At 61.5% G+C, this 21159-nt stretch carries 17 protein-coding genes and 1 tRNA gene; 7 read left to right on the top strand and 11 right to left on the bottom strand.

Translation table 11 applies throughout. From position 1 onward, the window contains the following. On the top strand, nucleotides 1-1809 hold a 1809-nt coding region (locus tag EN949_RS10470), incomplete at its 5' end, for a chromosome segregation SMC family protein (RefSeq protein WP_164782489.1). Nucleotides 1810-2071: 262 nt separating this feature from the next. Here the strand turns inward: EN949_RS10470 and EN949_RS10475 are convergent. From EN949_RS10475 to EN949_RS10495, 5 genes are all read right to left on the bottom strand, one after another. Further along, nucleotides 2072-2287: a hypothetical protein gene (locus tag EN949_RS10475; RefSeq protein ID WP_127365665.1), complete on the bottom strand. Its 216-nt coding sequence runs from the start codon at nucleotides 2285-2287 to the stop codon at nucleotides 2072-2074. A 180-nt stretch (nucleotides 2288-2467) separates the two neighbouring features. Next, nucleotides 2468-2836 carry a hypothetical protein gene (locus EN949_RS10480; protein ID WP_024503628.1) on the bottom strand — a complete coding sequence of 123 codons (369 nt, stop codon included), beginning with the start codon at nucleotides 2834-2836 and terminating at the stop codon, nucleotides 2468-2470. A gap of 91 nt (nucleotides 2837-2927) precedes the next feature. Next, complete coding sequence (locus tag EN949_RS10485; protein ID WP_127365664.1) at nucleotides 2928-3809, bottom strand: hypothetical protein; 882 nt, start codon at nucleotides 3807-3809, stop codon at nucleotides 2928-2930. Between the two features lie 76 nt (nucleotides 3810-3885). Beyond that, complete coding sequence (locus EN949_RS10490; protein WP_245472386.1) at nucleotides 3886-5088, bottom strand: alpha-2,8-polysialyltransferase family protein; 1203 nt, start codon at nucleotides 5086-5088, stop codon at nucleotides 3886-3888. Between the two features lie 760 nt (nucleotides 5089-5848). After that, complete coding sequence (locus tag EN949_RS10495) at nucleotides 5849-7486, bottom strand: ABC transporter substrate-binding protein (RefSeq protein WP_127365663.1); 1638 nt, start codon at nucleotides 7484-7486, stop codon at nucleotides 5849-5851. A 128-nt stretch (nucleotides 7487-7614) separates the two neighbouring features. Between EN949_RS10495 and EN949_RS10500 the strand changes: the two genes are divergently transcribed. Further along, nucleotides 7615-8514: a LysR family transcriptional regulator gene (locus EN949_RS10500; protein ID WP_013532748.1), complete on the top strand. Its 900-nt coding sequence runs from the start codon at nucleotides 7615-7617 to the stop codon at nucleotides 8512-8514. An 86-nt stretch (nucleotides 8515-8600) separates the two neighbouring features. Here EN949_RS10500 and EN949_RS10505 read toward each other — a convergent pair whose 3' ends face one another. From EN949_RS10505 to EN949_RS10520, 4 genes are all read right to left on the bottom strand, one after another. After that, nucleotides 8601-9473, bottom strand: coding sequence for a phytanoyl-CoA dioxygenase family protein (locus EN949_RS10505; protein WP_245458962.1), 873 nt, complete (start codon nucleotides 9471-9473; stop codon nucleotides 8601-8603). A gap of 168 nt (nucleotides 9474-9641) precedes the next feature. Continuing rightward, on the bottom strand, nucleotides 9642-11732 hold the full coding sequence (locus EN949_RS10510; RefSeq protein WP_127365661.1) for an O-antigen ligase family protein: 2091 nt from the start codon (nucleotides 11730-11732) through the stop codon (nucleotides 9642-9644). Nucleotides 11733-11952: 220 nt separating this feature from the next. Beyond that, nucleotides 11953-12027 (bottom strand) — tRNA-Gln (locus EN949_RS10515). 127 nt (nucleotides 12028-12154) lie between these two features. Further along, nucleotides 12155-12499 (bottom strand): VOC family protein, encoded by a 345-nt coding sequence (locus EN949_RS10520; RefSeq protein WP_013532745.1) that lies wholly within the window; start codon nucleotides 12497-12499, stop codon nucleotides 12155-12157. A 222-nt stretch (nucleotides 12500-12721) separates the two neighbouring features. On the opposite strand from EN949_RS10520, the gene ppdK reads away from it, so the two are divergent. From ppdK to EN949_RS10535, 3 genes are all read left to right on the top strand, one after another. Next, nucleotides 12722-15400 carry a pyruvate, phosphate dikinase gene (gene ppdK, locus EN949_RS10525; RefSeq protein WP_064995156.1) on the top strand — a complete coding sequence of 893 codons (2679 nt, stop codon included), beginning with the start codon at nucleotides 12722-12724 and terminating at the stop codon, nucleotides 15398-15400. 118 nt (nucleotides 15401-15518) lie between these two features. Then, nucleotides 15519-16622: a glycosyltransferase family 9 protein gene (locus tag EN949_RS10530; protein WP_127365660.1), complete on the top strand. Its 1104-nt coding sequence runs from the start codon at nucleotides 15519-15521 to the stop codon at nucleotides 16620-16622. Nucleotides 16623-16790: 168 nt separating this feature from the next. Then, nucleotides 16791-17531: a polysaccharide deacetylase family protein gene (locus EN949_RS10535; RefSeq protein WP_127365659.1), complete on the top strand. Its 741-nt coding sequence runs from the start codon at nucleotides 16791-16793 to the stop codon at nucleotides 17529-17531. Between the two features lie 39 nt (nucleotides 17532-17570). Here EN949_RS10535 and EN949_RS10540 read toward each other — a convergent pair whose 3' ends face one another. Next, nucleotides 17571-17960 carry a DUF427 domain-containing protein gene (locus tag EN949_RS10540; RefSeq protein WP_127365658.1) on the bottom strand — a complete coding sequence of 130 codons (390 nt, stop codon included), beginning with the start codon at nucleotides 17958-17960 and terminating at the stop codon, nucleotides 17571-17573. Between the two features lie 147 nt (nucleotides 17961-18107). Further along, on the bottom strand, nucleotides 18108-18464 hold the full coding sequence (locus EN949_RS10545; RefSeq protein WP_013532740.1) for a hypothetical protein: 357 nt from the start codon (nucleotides 18462-18464) through the stop codon (nucleotides 18108-18110). A 182-nt stretch (nucleotides 18465-18646) separates the two neighbouring features. Between EN949_RS10545 and EN949_RS10550 the strand changes: the two genes are divergently transcribed. Next, on the top strand, nucleotides 18647-20275 hold the full coding sequence (locus EN949_RS10550) for a fatty-acid--CoA ligase (protein ID WP_127368585.1): 1629 nt from the start codon (nucleotides 18647-18649) through the stop codon (nucleotides 20273-20275). 80 nt (nucleotides 20276-20355) lie between these two features. Next, complete coding sequence (locus EN949_RS10555; protein WP_024503644.1) at nucleotides 20356-21141, top strand: DUF1499 domain-containing protein; 786 nt, start codon at nucleotides 20356-20358, stop codon at nucleotides 21139-21141. The last annotated feature ends 18 nt before the right edge of the window (nucleotides 21142-21159 follow it).

Below are 21159 nucleotides of genomic sequence, written 5' to 3' on the forward strand. Positions count from 1 at the left end.
ATCCAACCCGGCGACGCGGCTCTGCCGGAAGGCGTGAAGAGCCTTGCCAGCGTGGTCCACGCGCCGGCACAGCTCGCCCGCCGTCTGGCGCAGATCGGTATCGTCGATGCCGCCGGTGATGGCCGCCGGTTGCAGCCGCTGCTTGCTCCCGGCCAGCGGCTGGTCAGCCGCGAGGGCGCGCTGTGGCGCTGGGACGGCTTTACCGCCAGTGCCGACGCGCCGACCGCCGCGGCGCAACGGCTGGCGCAGAAGAACCGGCTGGCTGAGCTCGATGCCGAGGCGATACAGGCGACGCTCGTCCTGCGCCAGGCCGAGGAGGCGCTGGGAGAGGCCGAACAGGCGCTCCGCCTGGCAAGCGAGGCCGAGCGCAACACGCGCCAGGCCGGGCGTGACGCACAGCATCGGCTGGACGCCGCCCGCAATGCACTGGCTGAGGCCGAGAGGGCCGGCGGCGAATTGCAGAGCCGGCGCGCAGCACTCGATGAAGCGCGCGCCCGCATCGTCGACAGCCATGAGGAGATTTCGGCCGCCTTCGCCGAGGCGGAAATGCTGCTGCAGGACGCGCCCGATCTTGGCGATCTGCAATTGCAGCTCGAACAGTCCTCGGCCAATGTCGCGCGCGACCGCGCCGCGCTTGCCGATGCGCGTGCGGTGCATGAGGGGCTGCGCCGCGAAGCCGAGGCGCGCGCGCGCCGGCTCGATGCCATTGGCGCCGAGCGCAGCAATTGGCTGGAGCGGGCCGAAAACGCCTCGACGCAGATCGCCTCGCTCGGTGAACGCAAGGCCGAGGCCGAGGCCGAACGCGAGCGGCTGGCCGATGCTCCCGATGAAATCGACGCCAAGCGGCGCGCGCTGCTGTCGCAACTCACCGAGGCCGAAACCTTGCGCAAGGCGGCGGCCGACCGTCTGCAGGAAGCGGAGAACCGGCAATCCGAACTGGACAAGGCCGCCACCGGCGCCATCCAGTTCCTGGCCGAGGCGCGCGAGACCCGCGTTCGAGCCGAAGAGCGGCTGACCGCGGCCGACGAACGCCGGCTGGAGGTCGAGGCGCGCATCCAGGAAACGCTGAACACACCGCCGCATCTGGTTATTCGCCATACCGGTCTGGAGGCTGACAGCCCGATGCCTGAGATGCCCGAGATCGAGCGTCAGCTGGACCGGCTGAAGATCGAGCGCGAACGGCTCGGCGCCGTCAATCTTCGCGCAGAGGAAGAGCAGAAGGAGCTTTCCGACCGGCTGGAGGCGATCGTGTCGGAGCGCGAGGACATCATCGAGGCGATCCGCAAGCTCAGGCAGGCGATCCAGAGCCTCAACCGCGAAGGCCGCGAGCGGCTGCTTGCCGCCTTCGATGTCGTCAACGGCCATTTCCAGCGGCTGTTCTCGCATCTGTTCGGCGGCGGCACGGCGGAATTGCAGCTGATCGAATCCGACGATCCGCTCGAGGCCGGCCTCGAAATCCTCGCCCGCCCGCCCGGCAAGAAGCCGCAGACCATGACGCTGCTGTCGGGCGGCGAGCAGGCGTTGACGGCGATGTCGCTGATCTTCGCGGTGTTCCTGACCAATCCGGCGCCGATCTGCGTGCTCGACGAAGTCGACGCCCCGCTCGACGACCACAATGTCGAGCGCTTCTGCAACCTGATGGACGAAATGGCCGCCACCACCGAGACGCGCTTCGTCATCATCACCCACAATCCCATCACCATGGCGCGCATGAACCGGCTGTTCGGCGTCACCATGGCCGAACAGGGCGTCAGCCAATTGGTGTCGGTCGACCTGCAGGCGGCCGAGGCCATGCGCGAGGCAAGCTGACCCAGGTCGCGCTGGCTGGAATGGGCCGCACCGGAGCAATTTCAGGAAAAGGGTGCAAGCGGTTCTCGCTCGGCAAAAAATGTCAGGGCCGCGGACTGCGCCTGTGCGAATGATGTTTGGCCGGGGACCAGACGAAATAGAGCGAGCCCAGTTTCAGCACAGGCACCCTGCGATCCCGCTCGCGATCACGCAGTTCCCGGTAGGTCTTCACCTTCAGTGTGCCCCCCGGCAATCTGATTCGCAAAGCCATGATGCATAGAGCTTACGTGCTTTCTCCAGACGATGGAAGATTCATTTCAAGTTCCTCATCAGTATTCGAGCTCCTGGAGGGGCGATCAGGAATTGTACTGGGCCACCAGATGACGAAATATTTGCCAAACTGCCAGACCGGGACTTCGCCCTTGTGCTCTCGCCGCCGCAACTCATGACGTTGCTTGACCTTCAATACACCGCCCGGAAGCCTGATCTTGATCGTCATCGTCCCTCAATACTGATGGCGCACTTCCTGGGTGCCGCGCCCAAAATATCTGTCCGGCCAAGTTAGAAAAATCGCTCACTCTCGGATCGGATCGTTGCAATCCGATTTCGCTGAGTCAATGGAGCCGAGGGCGAACTCCTGTGGCTATCGGCGCCGTGCAGATAAGGCTTGAGAGCGGGCTCAACCTCTGCGCCGCAAGATCCAGTTCACACAGATCACGGCCACGAGGCCACATGCGATGCCGGCGCAATCGGCAAACCAGTCGAACACATCCAGATCGCGCCGTATCAGCGCCGTGCCCTGCAGGACCTCGATCGCCGCTCCAATCATGGCCAGGAAGACGATTAGTCTTGTTTTTCGATCGGGCCAGCCGAGCCCTCCAAGGAAAGTCATGACGGCAAAGGCGCTGGCGTGGTTCAGCTTGTCGGAACGGAAACCGATATCGATCCCGTACTCTTCGAGTCGGGGTATAGGCAGCAGTGCAAGGGCAAGAACAGCGGCAAGCGTGGCGAAAAAGGCGATCCGTTCGACGGCTGGATAAAATCTCATTCTGTTCCAATCTTTGCCTGGCCGCCGGGAAAGTCGAATCCGGCTCGGTATTGGCAGTTCAGGCTAAACTCGGATCGACGGCGTTGTTCTTCTAAAGCCGCAATTTTTGCTTGAGCTTTTTCAGCCAGGTCTGTTCCGCCTCATCCTGATTTTGATGCGCCGGGACGTAGCGCGGCCGTATCTTTTTTCCTTTGATGTAGAATGGCTTTTCGACTTCTCCAACCAGATTGACGAAAAGCCGGGATTTGTTGGTGGGTTGGCGGACTGTGACGCCGTGGACCGATTCAATCGAGTTGATGAACAATACAAGAATGTTCTTGTCGTATTGAACTGTTTCGACGCATTCCAAATGGGTGTCGTCGACATAGGCATCATTGAAGAGTGTCGCTTTGGCTTTCAGTGTGGCGTATTTGGACTGGAAACGACTAATTGTCAGGTCCCCGCCAACGGCATCATAATCTTCCGGCCTCATATAAAACAGGCCAGAAAATAGCTTGTCGCCATTGTCGATGTGGCTTGTCCGCACCGATCCGGCATTGGTCACCGGCGTGTTCCCGCTGAGCATCGCATCCATCAGTATGTCGCGCGTTGCATAGGTGTCACTAAACCTGATGCCCGCTTTCATATTCTTGAGGCGTTCATAATTGGGGTAATAATCAGGGTAAAGCTTGTGAATATCGTCGTAGAACAGGTCGGCGACCTCGCCGAAAAATGCTTGCGATATATGGTAGGCGATAAAATCGCGCCATATTTGCGGCACGGCTTCGTTCGACCGAACGCGGTGGGCCTCATAATCCCACCTGGTGTTGTTGCGGCGTGTATCGATTTCGAGCGTTTCCGGAGCGGGAAACGTGCCGTCCAATTCCTGGTAGAGATCGAGGGGAAGGGCGTCGCGCAGGATGATGTGTGGAAACGGCTCCGATCGAACGTCGGCCTTGGTGGCTCGTTGAAGGACTGAAAGCGGCTTTGACATCGATGGTGTCCCAGATCGAGTTTGTCCGAATTTGGATCAGCGAGGATCGTGTTCAAGCTGTTCGGGTTACCGCCTTTCAACGCATCCCTTTCTGCGTCTCGTTCAAAGATTGGAGCGTTGAAAAGGGCTCCGCATGGGCTTTTACCATTTCGCTCATTAGAATATCCGCGCCAGTCATGAGGGGCACCAGGGTTTCCGCAAAAGTGTATGTTTTGATGCCGTAAAGCCACTTCAGGTAAAGAAGGGCAGCTGACGTGCCGGAGACGCAGCCAACGATGTTCATCCGGGATACGACAAGCTCTATCGGATATATGTGTGGCAGGTTAGCTTCCATGATCCTGGTGTTGGCGTCGGCCGTCACATTGCCAACTGCATCCAGCAATTCGGGGAAAAAGGGCTTGCTTATTCTGGGATGTTCCTTCCAGACGACGTCGTATCCCTTCTCGACGATCTGCTCCGCAATTCGTCTATAGATCGCCGCCTCTTGCGCGTACGACATTATGCGGTTTCGCGACAATGCCTGGCCGAGCAGCAGGATCCGTGGGTTGGCTGACGCACGGCAATGTTCATCGCCGCCGGAAAGCGCATCCCTGCAGGCTTCATCTATTACGTCGCGCATCAGCGAAGCGCCGACCTGAAATCTCGGTACGTTCTCCAGTGCATCGTAAATTGGGATTTCGTGAAGCAAAGAATAAAACTTCGTCACCCGTCTCAGATGGTGTCTTTCTATCCTGTCGGCCGCTTTCCTCAATCGGAACGCCGGTGAAATTGTAGAGAGTCCTGCAATCAAGGCCGCGGTGATGCGTCGTCGAAACCTTGTGCCCGGCGGCCGTGACATGGTTGCCATCTCGAATGGAAGGTATGACGTCAAGCCATCCTCATACAAAACGATCTTGGCTTCTGGGTATGAGTCCAGCAGTATTTTTTCCGACGGCCGGTTAACGAAGCAGGCCCAGATTTCAGCTACGGAACTCGCGTCGAGACCAATTGTGTCTCGGATCAGACGATGGATCCGGAAAATTTGCAGTTGCCCATATTTACGCTCGGACGTCAGAAGGTCGTACGCCCATATGATCCGTCTCCAGGTCCATACTTTAGACGCAAGTTCAGCAAGACCGGTCTTGAAATGCTCGGAAACGCCGGCCGTTTCATAAAGCAGGAGATAGTCCTCATGCTCCTGATCCGCCGGGGAGCTTCCATCCATTGTTGATTGGCGAAGTGAGGCAACCAGACTGAGCAATTGCCAGCTGCCAAAGACGCAGCATATTCGAGCTGGCAATTTAAGATCTCCAGATCGGATGGAAATAACGCTGCATGTTCCGCGATCTCAACCGCAAAATTGCTTCATATCCGACAGGCCGTGTGGCTCTGGGCGTCCCACCCGCTTCGTAATACTGCCTATCGCGTCGGCAGGAAATATCTTTCAGATGGCGGGTCTAACGTCCAAGACAGGCTAGAGTTCCGCACAATAGGCAGGCGAATTCACTTCAACTGAGCGGCAGAGACCTGTCGAGATCCGGCAATAGCACCCGGTGCGGCAGACCGCTCATGCGGTCGTCTTGCTGCTTCGGGTCCCTCTCGGCACCAAGAGCACGAATTCTCCCGGTTCTCGGGAAGGTCGTTGCCCGGGAAAGCGGGTTTCGCTTCCCCCAGTCAAAAGTAAGCTCCAGCCATGAACCGGAGCTAGATGATGACAGAGGCAGAAACCAGAATGTTTCACACACTTGATGTGCCAGCCGGTCCGGTGTGGCGGCCTGCAATCCCGGCCGACCTGACAAGGCAGGGCATGTGTGGGCGCATCTGCGCATCATGCCCGATACAAAGCCCGCACTGCTCCTCGAACGCCCTTGAGGCCGACGCTTCGGCGCAACGTCCCCGGTGAGCAGGCTAGAGCAATTCTAGGAAAAGTGTGAAGCGGTTTTCCGGCCAAAATTGCCTCAAAACAAAGAGTTAGAGCGGCTCGCCGTTTCCGTGAAACGGTGAACTGCTCTGAGGGCGGCGCCGGAAATGCGCCGCCCTGTCGGAGGAGTCGTCCGCGATCAGGCGGCGAGCCAGGCCCGTGTGAAATCCTGCTCATAGGCCTGGTGCATCTGGTAGCCCATCAAGGAAGGTTTCATATGGCAGAACAGCTTTCGCCAGTAAGGCTGAACGATGATGCCGGAATCCTGCAGCATGACCTGCAGTTCCTTCATTACCACACGGCGCTGCTCCGGATCGGCGATGGAATTGGCCTTGTGGACCTTGGCATCGAAGTCTGGATCGGCGAACCCCGTCTCGTTCCATGCCGAACCGGTCTGATAGGCAAGCGCATAGGTCTGGATGCCGAGCGGTCGGGCGTTCCAATTGGTCGTCGCGAAGGGATACTTCGTCCAGTCGTTCCAGAACGCCGATTCCGGGATGACGGTGCGTTTCACCTTGAAGCCGGCGTCGCGCATCTGCTGGGCGACGGCATCGGAGCTTTCCTTGCGGTAGTCGGCTTCGACCGAGATCAGATCGAACTCGAAATCGAGCTGGCCGGCTTCCTCGAGCAATGCCCTGGCCCGGGCCGGATCACGTTTGATCGGCGGCAGGTCGGAGTGTTCGGGATGCATCGGTCCGACATGATCGTTCTGCGCGACGATGCCCATGCCGTCGGCGCCCAGTTGCAGCACCGCTTCGTTGTCGACCGCAAGCTGTATGGCGTTGCGCACGCGCTTGTCGTCATAGGGTTTGGCGTTGACGTTGCAGCGCGAGACCAGGGTGGCGGCGGTGACGATCTCGCTTTTCTTCAGGCCCAGCCTGTCGAGCATGGCGACGTCATAGGACTGCGTCTGGCCGTTCAGGTCGATCTCACCGGATTCGAAGGCGGAGACGGTGGCGGCCGAGTCGGTGCCGTAGTCGGTCCAGTCGATGCCGTCGAGGAACACCTCGCCGCCCCACCACGACCCGTCCGGCCGCTTGCGCACCGAGGCAGCAACGCCGACATCGAGTTTTTTAAGCTCGAACGGACCCGTGGAAACGGGGTTGGCCGACAGTGGCGCTGCCTTCGGATTGAACGTGCGGTGGACGATCAATGCCGGGTAGTCGGTCATCGCAGGGATAATGGTGATGTCGGGCTGCGACAGTTTCAGGACCACGGTGTGGTCGTCGCGAACCTCGATGGCACCAGTGCGCGCCACCTTGGTGTCGGGATCGATCAGGGCGGTCATGCGCCCCGCCATCGAGTTGCCGGCGGCATCCTTCTCACACCAGCGCGTGATGTTGAAGGCGACATCCGCGGCGGTGAAATCGTCGCCGTTCGACCACTTCACCCCTGGGCGCACCTTGAGCACATATTCCGTGGCGTCCGCATTGATCTCCCAGCTCTGCAGCAGCACCGGCTCGAAGGTGAAATCCGGCTTCCAGCGCACCAGCGGTTCGAGAAACTGCATGGCGATGTTGCCCATCTGCGAAACCTTGAACTTGCGCGGGTCTTCCAGCTCCATCACCTGCATGGCAACACGCAGCACGCCGCCCTTTCTGGGTTGGGCGGCTTCCTCGGCCAACGCCGGGACCGGTTGACCGATGAGCCCATAGGCAATCGCCGTGCTGGCGCCGAAGGCGCTGGCCAACGCCAGGAACTCGCGGCGGCCAAGCGCGCCGCTCTTCGCGCCTTTCGCAAATGTGCCGATCGCCGGATGAAGAGGTCTGGATGTCATATCGGTTCTCCCATTGTTGATTTTACGCCCAAATTCGGTGGAATGCCCTTGCCGCGTCGTTGCTGGGCGCTGTTTTCTACAAGACGCAGCCGATGGCGGCGGGGCCGCGACGGCGAGGGGAAGGCAAGATGAATCTTCTGACGGCGATGCGGGTGTTCGATCGGGTCTGCCTGCTGGGCAGCCTGTCGGCGGCGGCGCGCGATCTCAACATGTCGACGACGGCCGTCAGCCGCACCATCAAGGAACTGGAAGACGACCTCGGCGTCCGGCTCATCAATCGCACCACAAGGCGTCTCAGCCTCACAGAGGCGGGCCGCGACTATGCTCCGCGTGCCCGCATCCTGCTCGACGACATTTCCGAACTGCAGGATTCGACGCGCGGCCTGCACAAGGAGACGCGCGGCCTGATCCGGGTTTCCTGCTCCAATGTTCTGGGCCACACGCGCATAACCAAGCTGGTGCCGAAATTCCTCGAAGAGAACCCGCTCACCACGATCGAGTTCGACCTCACCGCGCGTTATGTCGTCGGCATTGTCGAGGAAGGCTACGATGTCGCCATCCGCTTCGGCGGTCAGGCCGATTCCGCCTTGATTGCCCGCCGGCTTGGGGAAGTTCGCAACTATGTCTGCGCCACGCCCGATTATTGGGACACAAACGGCCGCCCGGTCCACCCGGATGAGCTGGCAAGCCATTCCTGCGTGCTGAGCAATTTCGCCAAGCGGCTTGGCACATGGCCTTTCATCGGACCAGACGGCCCTTTCGATGCGGCTGTCGGCGGGCGCATCTCGACCAACAGCGTCGAGGCCGCCTACCAGATGACCACCGCCGGTTTCGGCATCGGCAATCTGCCCAGCCTGCTGGTCGATGCTGCGATCAGCGACGGCCGGCTGGAAGTGCAGCTGGATGAGTTTCGCCCCGGCTCCAGCCCGATCTACGCACTCTATCCGCACCGCACCTATATTGCGGCCAAGGTGCGCGCGTTCGTCGATTTCCTGATCCGCGAACTGTCGGCCGACTTCACCGCCTGAAATGCTGCCCGATTGCCGGCCAACGCCGTCAGGGGCCTGGCGCGAACGCCAGGCCCCTGCTGCCCCCGTCGCCCGACGCGGCAGCGTCATTTCCACCAGGCGGTGGTGTCGTACATCGGTCCCGGCTCCTCGAAGAGCTTTTCGTATTTGCACAGTGCCGGCGTCTTGCCGAGCGGCACCGAAACACCGTCCCTGAACGCCCATTCGCCACGTTGCGTCGTATCCGCCCGCACATAGCTGGACAGTGCAAAGGCGCGGTCGTGCTGTGACCTGTTGGGCGAGGAGCCGTGCACGGTGAGCAGCCCCCATAAAGCAAGATCGCCCGGCTCCAGCACCAGCGGAACGATGGTCGCCGGGTCGATGCCGACCTTGCGCAACTCTTCTTCGGCGGTCAGACCCTTCATCAGCTCGCCGGTTCCCTCGTCCGACAGGCCGAGATAGCCGAGCTTGTGGCTGCCGGGCACGACCTGAAGACAGCCATTGTCCAGCGTCGCCCGATCGACCGCGAGGCCTGTTGTCACGGTGGCGTCGGCGACATTGTCGAAGGCGGCCTGGTTACGGAAGCGCAGATCCTGGTGGAAGCGATAACCCGTGACATTGGCGCCGGGCGGCTTCCAGTGCAGCTGTTGGGCGATCTGTTTTATGTCGCGGCTGATCAGACCCTCGAGCAGCTTCAGATAGTCGGGATTGCGGCGGAATTGCTCGAAATAGGAATTGATCCAGGAAAACCAGTAAGCCTGCAGCACATAGCGTTGGCCAAAGTCCGATTCAGGCAGGATCTGGAAATTCAGGTTGCCGTGCCGGAAAGTGGCGTGATGCTTGAGGCCATCGGCATAGACCGCATCGGTTTCCTTCTTCAGCCGGATCATCTCGTCGCCGTCGACGAATTGTCGAACGACCGCATATCCTTCCTCGCGGTACTGCTCCACCGCTTCGCGTGCCTGCCTGTCCGTCAGCATATCCGTGACAACCCCCGTCTGTGATCTGTGTCGATCGTAACAAACGGGTTGCCGGCGATAAGCCGGGGATTTTGGCATCGACTTTCCCGATTATCGGGAAATTGAGCGGGGCCTCAAAGGTGCATTGGCCGCAACCGGCTGATCAGATACGTGCTGCGCCGGCAGGCCCTAAAAATAGGTTCGCGGCGCGACAAGGTTCTTCTGCTGGCGAACATAAAAACAATAGAAGCCGAACGCCGCGGCAAACCACATGAAGGCCTCACCCATGGCCAGCCGGTTGTTGGAATTGGTAAGGATGCTGAGGGCGAAGAAAACCAGTGTGGAGATGTAACAGGACCATGCGGCCGGAGCGACAAGCTTGGCTCGCATGGCCAGCAGAACCTGCCTGGCCGACCAGGTGTAGAGAAAGGCAAAGAACGCCAGTCCGACCACACCATAGCGCACGGCAATTTCCAGATAACCATTGTGGAAGACGTTTAAGATCATGGGATGATAGGTTCTGTTCTCCCACTCGGTCAGCCAGCTGGAACTGGCTCCGAAGATCGGGTGGCGTTTCCAGATATCGATCGCATCCGCCCACAGCATCAGCCTTTCCTTGGCTGCAAGCGGAACCGCATCGCTCGCGATGGCGCGGTCGAATGCGGGAAGGACGCCATGCCTGAACACATCCGGAACCAGGGTTTTGACGAAGGTCATGGTGTCGCCGGCGGTGGACGAGAAGATGTTGTGTGTTGCGACAATGCCGGCCGCCACGATCGCCAGCACGCCACCCGAAACCAACAGTTCGCGGCGATGGCCTCTCGCCAGGGTCATGACCGTCAACAGGAGCAGCGCAAGCGCAAGCGCAAGCCACACGCCCTTTGACCGCATCTCGATGATATTGACGACGGCAAGCAGCAGGACGGCTGTCGACAGCGCCCAATAAAGGTTCTTGGTTGCTTTCCCGAGGTCCGTTCTCTGGGCCGTGTAAGCCATGAATTGCAGCGTGCAGAGGAAGATGAAACCGGCCGCCACCGACGCGTGGATGGGATTGTTGAAAAGCCACGGGGCCGGTTGGATATCCTGAAACATGTTCGAACAGGCGGTGTCCGCCGCCAGGAAGACAAGACTGAGGATCATGAACCAGAGGACCAGCCGTGCGGGCTGCCTGACAAACAGCAGAAAGGCGAATCCGGTCGTCGCATAGAACAGCGGAAACATGTAAATGCCTTCGGCGCCACCCAACTGGTGGGTGCCGAAATAAACGATCGCCAGTCGGATGAAGACATAGAGCGACCAGCCCAGACACAGGAAGCCGACCCAACCGATCAGTGGTTTGCTGTAGGTCCACAAATCCACCCTGAACCAGCGGATGACCGCGACCAGGGCCAGCGCCAGGCCCGCATAGCGGTAGGTGTCTGCCTCGCGCCACACCGCGGAAACCATGGCGAGAACGGCGAGTGCCGCAAGCAACAGAAGCAAGGTGTGGCGCGGCGCGTTGTCCTTGGCATAGTCCAGGGTATCTCGCGGCAAAGGGGGCCGCAGCAGGACGTGATGCAGGCGGCGCAACTCGTCACCGGCCCGCAACACCCCGGCACGTAGCCGGCTCGGCCCGCCCAACCTTGCGGATTTGTAGCTTCCCGAGGGACCGGCTATGCCGGAGATCTCGCTGCTGGCGGCGAAGCCAAGCACGTTTTGGCGGGCGGAATAGACCTTCAGGCCGGTATCCCAAAAGCGTTCGAGCGCGACATCCCATGGCATTTTCATGACGGCGAGCGCCGACAACAGACCCTGCGCGCCCTCCCGCGTCACCAGATAGGCGGCGGCCGAGCCTTGCGGGCCATGCAGCGCACGACCGATCTCGTCGCCTTCCGCCGTCTCGACGGCGCGCATGAAGAAGCTGATGCGATGGTTGACCAGTTTGATGACGTCGAAATCCGGCACCGCCGCGATGACGGCCTCGATGCGCCGCATGGTGTTTTCGCTGAAGAGGACGTCGTCCTCGACGATCAGGCCATGGGCGCTGCCACCGGCCACGAACGTTTCCAGCGCCTGGATATGGCTGCGGTAACAGGCATATTCGCCGGAAAGGATGTCGCGCCCGCTCAGCTTGCGTGCGGCTGGCAGATCGATCTCCGTCCAGGCCTCTTTGGCAAGCGCACGGCCGTCGACGGCGGCAATGCGCTGCAAGGTCAGGCCTGCCGCTTCGGCGCTGGCGAGCAATTCGCTCCAGCGCTGGGTCTCGCGATCGAGGTTGATGGCGAAGATAGGAAGGTTCATTGAAGTTCCATGTTGAGCCGCCACCCACCCGGCCGACCTATGTATGGAAAGAAGGAGATGTTCAAGGCGACACTGTCCAGATCATGTGCAAGACCTGAATTTGCCGCGACGGCTTGGCTCATCTGAATTTATGACACAATCGAACTGTTAGCCGATCGGCTTCATGGAAGATCGCAAAGGTACTCTCGGTCCTAAGTGTCCGGAACGGACCTGAGCGGGATGGCTGGGGCGCCAGGATTCGAACCTGGGAATGTCGGTACCAAAAACCGATGCCTTACCACTTGGCGACGCCCCAATTGCCGTCAGAGTCGCTTGTGCGGCGCGTTATTAGCAGAGCAGCCAAAAAGCACAATGCCCCATGAATGGTGGTGAGAACGCCTGTTTGGGCAGCAAAAGCAACGCCGCCAGACGGCACGAGCTGACTATTCGGACCACACCGCCATCTCGTTGCCGGCCGGATCGGCAAAGTGGAAACGGCGGCCGCCAGGGAACGCGAAGATCGGTTTGACGACCGTGCCGCCGGCGTTTTCGACAGCCTCGAGGGTCGCCTCCAGATCCCTGCTGTAGAGCACCGGCAGCGGCTTCGATGGCGCTTCGGCGGCGTCGGCCTGAAAACCCCCGTCCAGGCCTTCGGCAAAGGCCGAATAGGTCGGCCCATAGTCAGTGAACGACCAGGCAAAGGCGGAACTGTAGAAGGCCTTCAGCCGGTCCAGCGTCCCGCCCGTAGCCGGCATTTCCAGATAGTCGAGTTTTCCGGACAGTTTCATAGCCACCTCTTTGTTCACTATATGTTCTACTCCAGAATCCCCGGCATAGCAAGTCTTTTTGCCGCATCCTGAGGCACGGCTTTGCTTAATCGATTGTAGTGGCCGGACGGCTTTACCGACGCCTTGCCTTTCGCACTGCAGCATCATATCGCTCCAAGGACGGACCGGCGGAACTTTCCGTTTCGCCAATCTTTCCAATCTCCTGCAACCGGAGAGCGATGCATGACCAAATGGGTTTTCACCTTTGGCGATGGTGCGGCGGAGGGCCGTGCCAGCGACAAGAATCTCCTGGGCGGCAAAGGCGCCAACCTGGCCGAGATGTGCAGCCTGGGGCTGCCGGTGCCGCCGGGCTTCACCATCACCACGGAGGTCTGCAACGCCTACTACGCCAACGGCCGTATTTATCCGGCCGGGTTGGAAGCCGATGTCGCGGTCGCGCTCGATCACATCGGCCGGCTGACCGGTCGTCGGTTCGGCGACCCGTCGAAACTGCTGCTGGTGTCGGTGCGTTCCGGCGCTCGCGCCTCGATGCCCGGCATGATGGACACCGTCCTCAATCTCGGCCTGAACGACGAGACGGTCGAGGCGCTGGCCGCCGATTCCGGCGATGCGCGCTTTGCCTATGACAGCTACCGCCGCTTCATCCAGATGTATTCCGATGTCGTCATGGGTCTCGACCACGAAGTGTTCGAGGAAATCCTGGAGGACCAGAAGGGCGGGCTCGGGCACGAACTCGACACCGAATTGACGGCGCTCGAATGGCAGGGCGTCATCGCGCTCTACAAGGCCAAAGTCGAGGAAGAGCTTGGCAGGCCGTTTCCGCAGGATCCGCATGAGCAGCTCTGGGGCGCGATATCAGCCGTGTTCTCGAGCTGGATGAACAACCGGGCCATCACCTATCGCCGCCTGCACGATATTCCCGAAAGCTGGGGCACGGCGGTCAACGTCCAGGCCATGGTGTTCGGCAATATGGGCGAAACCTCGGCCACCGGCGTTGCCTTCACGCGCAACCCGTCGACCGGCGAAAAGATGCTCTATGGCGAGTTCCTGGTGAACGCGCAGGGCGAGGACGTCGTTGCCGGCATCCGCACGCCGCAGAACATCACCGAAGCGGCGCGTATCGCAGCAGGCTCGGACAAGCCGTCGCTGCAGAAGCTGATGCCTGACGCGTTCCAGTCCTTCGTCACCATCTCCGATAGTCTGGAGAAGCACTACCGCGACATGCAGGATCTCGAATTCACCATCGAGCGCGGCAAATTGTGGATGCTGCAGACCCGCTCCGGCAAGCGCACCGCCAAGGCGGCGCTGAAAATTGCCGTCGAGATGGCGCGCGACAGGCTGATCACGAAAGAGGAAGCCGTTGCCCGTATCGACCCGGCCTCGCTCGACCAGTTGCTGCATCCCACCATCGACCCCAAGGCCGCGCGCGACGTCATCGGCATCGGACTGCCGGCCTCGCCCGGTGCCGCTACCGGCGAGATCGTCTTTTCCTCAGCTGACGCCGAGGACTTGAAGACACAAGGGCGCAAGGCGATCCTGGTGCGCATCGAAACCAGTCCCGAAGACATCCACGGCATGCATGCGGCGGAAGGCATCCTGACCACGCGCGGCGGCATGACCAGCCACGCCGCGGTGGTGGCGCGCGGCATGGGCAAGCCTTGCGTCTCGGGTGCCGGCTCGCTGCGCGTCGACTATAGGGCCGGCACGCTGCTCTCGATGGGGCAGACCTTCCGTAAAGGCGACATCATCACCATCGATGGCGGCAACGGCCAGGTGCTGAAGGGCGCGGTTGCCATGCTGCAGCCTGAACTGTCAGGCGATTTTGCCGCCATCATGGAATGGGCGGACGCGGTGCGGCGCATGAAGGTGCGCACCAATGCCGAAACACCGCTCGATGCGCGCATGGCGCGCTCCTTCGGCGCCGAAGGCATCGGGCTTTGCCGCACGGAGCACATGTTCTTCGACGGCGACCGCATCGTCGCCATGCGCGAGATGATCCTGGCCGACACCGAAAAGGACCGGCGCGCCGCACTCGCCAAGCTTCTGCCCATGCAGCGCTCGGATTTCCTCGAACTGTTCGAGATCATGGCCGGCCTGCCGGTGACGATCCGACTGCTCGATCCGCCGCTGCACGAATTCCTGCCCAAGACCGAGGCTGAAATCGCCGAGGTCGCCGCCGCCATGAACGTGTCGCCCGACAAGCTCAGGCAGCGCACCGAGGCGCTGCACGAGTTCAACCCGATGCTCGGCCATCGTGGCTGCCGCCTGGCCGTCTCCTACCCCGAGATCGCCGAGATGCAGGCACGGGCCATTTTCGAGGCGGCCGTGGAGGCCGGCAGGAAGGCCGGCGCCCTGGTGGTCCCCGAGATCATGGTGCCGCTCGTCGGCCTGGTGAAGGAGCTCGATTACGTCAAGGCGCGCATCGATGCGGTTGCCAAGAGCGTCATGGAGGAAACCGGCGTCAAGATCGACTATCTCACTGGCACGATGATCGAGCTTCCCCGCGCCGCCATCCGCGCGCATGTCATTGCAGAATCAGCCGAATTCTTCTCCTTCGGCACCAACGACCTGACCCAGACGACCTTCGGCATTTCGCGCGACGATGCGGCCTCGTTCCTGGAAACCTACCGCCAGAAGGGCATTATCGATCAGGACCCGTTCGTCTCGCTCGACATCGAGGGCGTCGGCGAACTGGTGCGCATGGCCGCGCAAAAGGGCAAGGCGACGCGGCCCGACATCAAGCTCGGCATCTGCGGCGAACATGGCGGCGATCCGGCCTCGATCCGCTTTTGCGAAGAGGTCGGCCTCGACTACGTGTCCTGTTCGCCCTATCGCGTGCCGATCGCCAGGCTGGCGGCCGCGCAGGCAGCGGTGCTGGTTGCGAAGGCAGGCCGCGGATAGGATCCATCCAGCTTACCGTTTTGTAAGACAATTCACGCGAACGTGCTGGCGGCGTCGCGTAATCTCGACATTGTTCCTGCCCAATTTGCGGCCGTCCGCAAATTGCTCCCGGAAACAGATGCTGCAGATTTCTCCCGCGCCGCTCCGCTCGATCCTGGTCATTCAAACCAAGTTCATAGGAGATCTCGTCCTCGCCTCGGCGCTCGCCAAGAACCTGCGGCTCGAATTCCCCGGCGCCAGCATCGTCTTTCTGTGCGAGACCCGCTTCGAGAGCTTCGTGATCGCCCATGGTATCGCTTCCGAGGTGGTCGCATTCAGGCGCGACCGCATGCGCGGCACCCCCTTGGAGCGAGGGAAGGAGCTCTATGCCATGGTGCGGGCGTTGCGCCGCTTCCGCTTCGACCTGACCATCGACCTGACCGATTCGAAGACGTCGCGCATCCTCACCGGGCTCGTCCACGCAAAGACCCGTGTCGGATACAATCCCTCCGAAAGACCCTTGCGTATGCTGGAGCGGCAGCCCGCCAACGTCCTTGCCAAGCCCTACGGCTTTGATGGCCAGCATTTCCTGTACCGCTACCTCTCGCCGCTCGAAGCGCTCGGCATTGAACTTCGCACGGTGATTCCGAACCTTCAGCCGCTGCCATTGGAGACGGCGAAAGCATTGGCGCTGCTGAATAAGCACCATCTGCGGCCAAATGCCTTCATCGCCGTGCATGCGGGTGCAAGCTTCGAGGGGCGACGTTGGCAGCCGGAGCGGTTTGCAGCAGCGATCGTCGAGATTGCCGGCGAGACCGGCCTGGACGTCGTCCTGGTGGGCGGCCCGGACGAGCGCGAGATCGCCGAACGCATCGTCGCCAGGACCGCGCCGCCGGTCGTCAATCTCGTCGGTGACCTGTCGCTTGGAAGCCTGCTGGCGGTGCTGAAACAGGCCCGGCTGTTTCTCGGCAATGAGAGCGGCCCGATGCACATGGCGGCAGCCACTGGGACCCCGGTTGTCGGGCTGTTCGGTCTGACGGAGCCGTCGCGCTGGTGTCCCGTCGGCGTGCCCAGCATCTCGCTCCAGCCGCCGATGCCTTGCGCCTGCATGGCCGAGGACCTTTGCCGCGCGCCGGATCCCAGCAAGGCATGCTGCGTCTGGGGCCTGGAGGTCAAGCCTGTGGTCGACGCGGTGCGCGAGGTTCTTTCGCGCACCGAAATGCAGCTGGAATGCGTCATCTGAGATCATGGGTCGCATGCACGACTCTCGACCCGGTGGAATGACCCCTTCGCCACAGGCACGGTCACATTGTCGCGTGGAGCGCTTTTCTGCTATGCATCATCCTGATTTCCGCCTTCATGCGGGTCTTTGGGATGCCTGCTTGAAATGACGGGTCAGGAAATCGGTTTGATGCGCCTGCTGCAAAAAAATCTCTGGATGATCGCCATGTCGTTGGCGATGGCATCCGCCGGCCATGCCGCGCCGCTCGTCGAGCCGACGCTGCACATCAGGCCGCAGGCGAGCGGCGCCGGCCGTGTGGCACTCACGCTCGATGCCTGCGGCGGACAGACCGACAGCCGGATCCTTTCGGCGCTGGTGGACAACAAGGTCCCGGCCACCATTTTCGTGACCGGCATCTGGCTGAAGCGAAACGCCGCCGCCGTCGAGATCATGCGGGCGCATCCCGATCTGTTCGAACTGGAAAATCACGGCGGCCACCACATCCCGGCGGTCGACACGCCGCGGAAAATCTACGGCATCCGCAGCGCCGGCAGCCCGGATGCGGTGCTGGCCGAGGTCGAATCGGGGGCCGCCGCTCTTGCCGGGACCGGCGAGCCGGCGCCGAAATGGTTTCGTGGCGCAACCGCCGAATACAGCCCGTCGGCAATCGCCATGATCCGCAAGCTTGGCTTCAAGGTCGCGGGATTCTCGATAAACGGCGACGGCGGCTCCTTGCTCGGCGCCAAGGAAACCGCGCGGCGCATCGCGGCGGCCAAGGACGGCGACGTCATTATCTCGCATATCAACCAGCCGACCCATGCGGCCGGCGAAGGCGTGGTGCAGGGGCTGCTGGCGCTCAAGGCCAAGGGCTTGACCTTTGTGCGGCTCGACGATGCCGAGGGCATCGGCAATAACGGCACCACGGAGTGAGTGGCCAGCCGAGCGTATCCCGATGCCTTCGGCGTTGGCTCAGTCCGGTTTGGCTTCGATCGTGACCTTGCTGGCGTAGAATGCGCCGTGGTTGCCGATTTCAGCCATCTCGTCGAAAGGCCGTTCATAGACCCACATGGCGTTCTGGCCGGTCTCGCCGGCAGGCAGCACGCTCCAATAGCTTGCATCGCCCTTGTAGGGGCAATGGGTCGAGTGGTCGGTGCGGCCAAGCTTGCCGAAATCGATGTCGGCGAACGGAATGTAGAAGGCCGCCGGATAGGGAGCTTCGGTCAGCACCTTGGCCTTCGCTGTTGAAGCGATGACCACGTCTCCGGCGCGCACGGTAACGGTGCCGGCATAGGGCTCGATGGTGATGATTTTGTCCGGGTTGCGTTGGAAACCGGGTGCGGGGTTGGCGATCTGATCCATGCGGCGGCTCTCCTTGCGTCGACTTTGAGATGTGTCGCGCAAACGCATTGTTCAAGGCCTGCCGTCGCCATGCAACACGCAAACACCTGCCCAGGCCGGCACTGCCGGATCGCGCCTCCGAATATCCTTGATACTTGTCGTCAGCTGTCAGGCAGCGGCCTTGAACACGTCCATGAGACCGGCATAGGCGGCAGCGATACCGGCGACCGGGTTGCTGCTTCTCGATACGGTCTCGACCTTCAGGGAACCACCGCCGGTCGGCAAGGTGAGCAGCAGGAACTGGCGGTTTCCGCCATCGCCGACTGACGCGGCTGCGACGTGCTGGTCCTCGCCCTGGTTCTGGACGCACATCTTGAACAGCAACGTGCCGCCGACCGCTTCCAGCGCGCCGCCGACAACTTCAACAAATTCATCTTCGGAAACAGTCTTTGTGTCCGGCACCAGATCGGCCAGACTTTCGGCAAGCGTACTCTCGAGAGCCTTGTCGTCGAGCTGCGCGTCCATGCGAACCTCTTTCAGTCGCCAATCGCACCCCTTTGCCCGTTAACGAAGCTTAACGCCGACGATGGCCGGATTGTGGCGGTTGTTCCCAATGCAGTGCTCGGCCGTATTGGCGGCTGGACAATCCGTCGGTTCGCTCCACAATGGGACAAAAAGCACAACGCAAAAGCGTGAGGGAGGACCGAATGCTGGGACTGATGCAGGAATGGCCGCTGCTTTGCCATAAGCTCATCGACAATGCCGAGCGGCAGCATGGCGTGCGCGAGATCGTGTCACGCTCGATCGAAGGGCCGATCGTGCGCACCACCTACGCCGACATCCATCGTCGCGCCCTGAAGGTCGCCCAGCGGCTGGAACGCGACGGCTATGGGTTGGGCGACCGCATCGCGACGCTGGCCTGGAACACCGCCCGCCACATCGAGGCCTGGTACGGCATCATGGGCATCGGCGCCATCTACCACACGCTCAATCCGCGGCTGTTTCCCGAGCAGATCGTCTGGATCATGAACCATGCCGAGGACAAGGCAGTCTTCGTCGACCTGACTTTCGTGCCGCTGCTCGAGAAGATCGCCGGCGCCGTCAAGTCGCTGAAACAGGTGATCGTGCTGACCGACAAGGCACACATGCCGCAGACGACGTTGCCCAATGTGGTCGCCTATGAAGACTGGCTTGAGGAGGCGGATGGCGACTTCGCCTGGAAGACCTTCGACGAAAGCACCGCCGCAGGCATGTGTTACACCTCCGGGACCACGGGCGATCCCAAGGGCGTCGTCTACAGCCACCGTTCGAACGTGCTGCACGCCATGATCGCCGCCATGCCCGACGCCATGGGGTTATCGTCGCGCGACACGATCCTGCCTGTCGTGCCGATGTTTCACGCCAATGCCTGGGGCCTTGGCCAGAGCGGGCCGATGATCGGCGCCAAGCTGGTCATGCCCGGCTGCAAGATGGACGGCGCCTCGATCTATGAACTGCTCGATACCGAGAAGGTGACCTTCAGTGCGGCCGTGCCGACCGTCTGGATGATGCTGCTGCAGCATCTGGAGGAGACCGGCAAGAAGCTTCCCTATCTCAATAAGGTCGTCATCGGCGGCTCGTCCTGCCCGCGCGCGATCATGACGAAGTTTCAGCAGAACTACGATGTCCAGGTCATCCATGCCTGGGGCATGACCGAAATGTCGCCGCTCGGCACGCTGTGCACCCTGAAGCCGGACTATGCTGGTCTTGAGGGCGAAGCCCGGCTCGATGTCCAGCAGAAACAGGGCTATCCGCCGTTCGGCGTCGAAATGAAGGTGACCGACGACGACAACAATGCGCAACCCTGGGACGGCAAGACATTTGGCCGCCTGAAAGTGCGTGGGCCGGCCGTTGCCCGTGCCTATTATGGCGGCGCCGGCGTGGAGCAGTTCGACGGGGATGGCTGGTTCGATACCGGCGACGTCGCCCACATCGACGCGGGCGGCTATATGCAGATCACCGATCGCGCCAAGGACGTCATCAAGTCCGGCGGCGAATGGATTTCGACCATCGACCTCGAGAACCTGGCTGTCGGTCACCCCGATGTCGCCGAGGCGGCAGCCATCGGCGTCCACCATTCGAAATGGGGCGAACGGCCGCTGCTGGTCGTCGTCCGCAAACCGGGCAAGGAACCGAGCAAGGCTGATATTCTCGACTTCATGGACGGCAAGGTGGCCAAATGGTGGATGCCGGACGATGTCGCCTTCGTCGGTGAAATTCCGCACACCGCCACCGGCAAGATCCAGAAGATCACCTTGCGCCAGCAGTTCAAGGATTATCGCCTGCCGACGGATTGACGCGATGTCGCATGTTTCGGCTTCATGGCATCGCAAAAAGGTTCTAAGTCTCCGTTCGGGTTGGGGTGGTGCGGCAATCGATGGCAAGTATTCCTGAACGGCAAACGTCGAGGGCGGCCGGATGGTCGCGGCGCACGGCCGCTTTTTCGTTGGTGCTGCTGCTGACGGTCTTTGTCGGCCATCGCTTCGATCTCGTCGAAACACCTGTCTTTCTGTGGGTGCTCGGCATTGTCGCGCTGCTGGCGGCGATGGCGCTGTTGTTTGCCGGATTTGCCTTTTCGCGGCTCTGGAATTTCGGCGACCGCGGCGGTCGCGACCTGACGGTCGGCGCGCTGCTGGCGCTGCTGGTGCTCGCACCCTACGGCGTCGCCGCCTACTGGGCGACGATCTATCCGCCGCTCAGGGACATCTCGACGGATTTCGACGAACCGCCGGCGCTCGACGTGAGCGACCGCACGAAGGATATGAACGTGCTTGCGCCGTCGACGCCTGGGGAACAGCGGCTGCAGACCGATAGCTATCCGCTGGTCAGCGCACGCAGCTACGACCTGCCGTTCGAGACTGTCGTCAATGCCGTCGAAACCGTACTCGACCGGCGCGACTGGGATCTATCGGAACCCTATCCTGATCTCGCCGGGCAAAGCGAGGTGACCATCACCGCCGTCGCCAAGGGCTTCGTGATCGGCCTTCCCGCTGATGTGGCGATCCGCGTGACGGACGATGGCGATACGGTCATCGTCGACATGCGGTCGGCGTCCCGCTACGGTCGCTACGACCTTGGCGACAATGCCGCGCGCATTGTCGATTTCCTTGCCGAGCTCGACCAGGAAGTCGCCGGTCAGGTTGGCGCCGCGCCGGCCGAGTGAGGCACGGGCACTTGGCAG

Source organism: Mesorhizobium sp. M7A.F.Ca.US.007.01.2.1, assembly GCF_003998165.1.
Classification (GTDB): domain Bacteria; phylum Pseudomonadota; class Alphaproteobacteria; order Rhizobiales; family Rhizobiaceae; genus Mesorhizobium; species Mesorhizobium ciceri.

Excerpts from the sequence above, each read along its gene's own strand:
- EN949_RS10520 (WP_013532745.1), bottom strand. The coding sequence starts at position 12,499 with ATGAAACTGTCCGGAAAACTCGACTATCTGGAAATGCCGGCTACGGGC.
- EN949_RS10475 (WP_127365665.1), bottom strand. The coding sequence starts at position 2,287 with ATGACGATCAAGATCAGGCTTCCGGGCGGTGTATTGAAGGTCAAGCAA.
- EN949_RS10540 (WP_127365658.1), bottom strand. The coding sequence starts at position 17,960 with ATGGATCAGATCGCCAACCCCGCACCCGGTTTCCAACGCAACCCGGAC.
- EN949_RS10510 (WP_127365661.1), bottom strand. The coding sequence starts at position 11,732 with ATGAACCTTCCTATCTTCGCCATCAACCTCGATCGCGAGACCCAGCGC.
- EN949_RS10480 (WP_024503628.1), bottom strand. The coding sequence starts at position 2,836 with ATGAGATTTTATCCAGCCGTCGAACGGATCGCCTTTTTCGCCACGCTT.
- EN949_RS10535 (WP_127365659.1), top strand. The coding sequence starts at position 16,791 with ATGCGCCTGCTGCAAAAAAATCTCTGGATGATCGCCATGTCGTTGGCG.
- EN949_RS10555 (WP_024503644.1), top strand. The coding sequence starts at position 20,356 with ATGGCAAGTATTCCTGAACGGCAAACGTCGAGGGCGGCCGGATGGTCG.
- EN949_RS10545 (WP_013532740.1), bottom strand. The coding sequence starts at position 18,464 with ATGGACGCGCAGCTCGACGACAAGGCTCTCGAGAGTACGCTTGCCGAA.
- EN949_RS10505 (WP_245458962.1), bottom strand. The coding sequence starts at position 9,473 with ATGCTGACGGACAGGCAGGCACGCGAAGCGGTGGAGCAGTACCGCGAG.
- EN949_RS10550 (WP_127368585.1), top strand. The coding sequence starts at position 18,647 with ATGCTGGGACTGATGCAGGAATGGCCGCTGCTTTGCCATAAGCTCATC.
- EN949_RS10495 (WP_127365663.1), bottom strand. The coding sequence starts at position 7,486 with ATGACATCCAGACCTCTTCATCCGGCGATCGGCACATTTGCGAAAGGC.
- EN949_RS10530 (WP_127365660.1), top strand. The coding sequence starts at position 15,519 with ATGCTGCAGATTTCTCCCGCGCCGCTCCGCTCGATCCTGGTCATTCAA.
- EN949_RS10485 (WP_127365664.1), bottom strand. The coding sequence starts at position 3,809 with ATGTCAAAGCCGCTTTCAGTCCTTCAACGAGCCACCAAGGCCGACGTT.
- EN949_RS10500 (WP_013532748.1), top strand. The coding sequence starts at position 7,615 with ATGAATCTTCTGACGGCGATGCGGGTGTTCGATCGGGTCTGCCTGCTG.
- ppdK (WP_064995156.1), top strand. The coding sequence starts at position 12,722 with ATGACCAAATGGGTTTTCACCTTTGGCGATGGTGCGGCGGAGGGCCGT.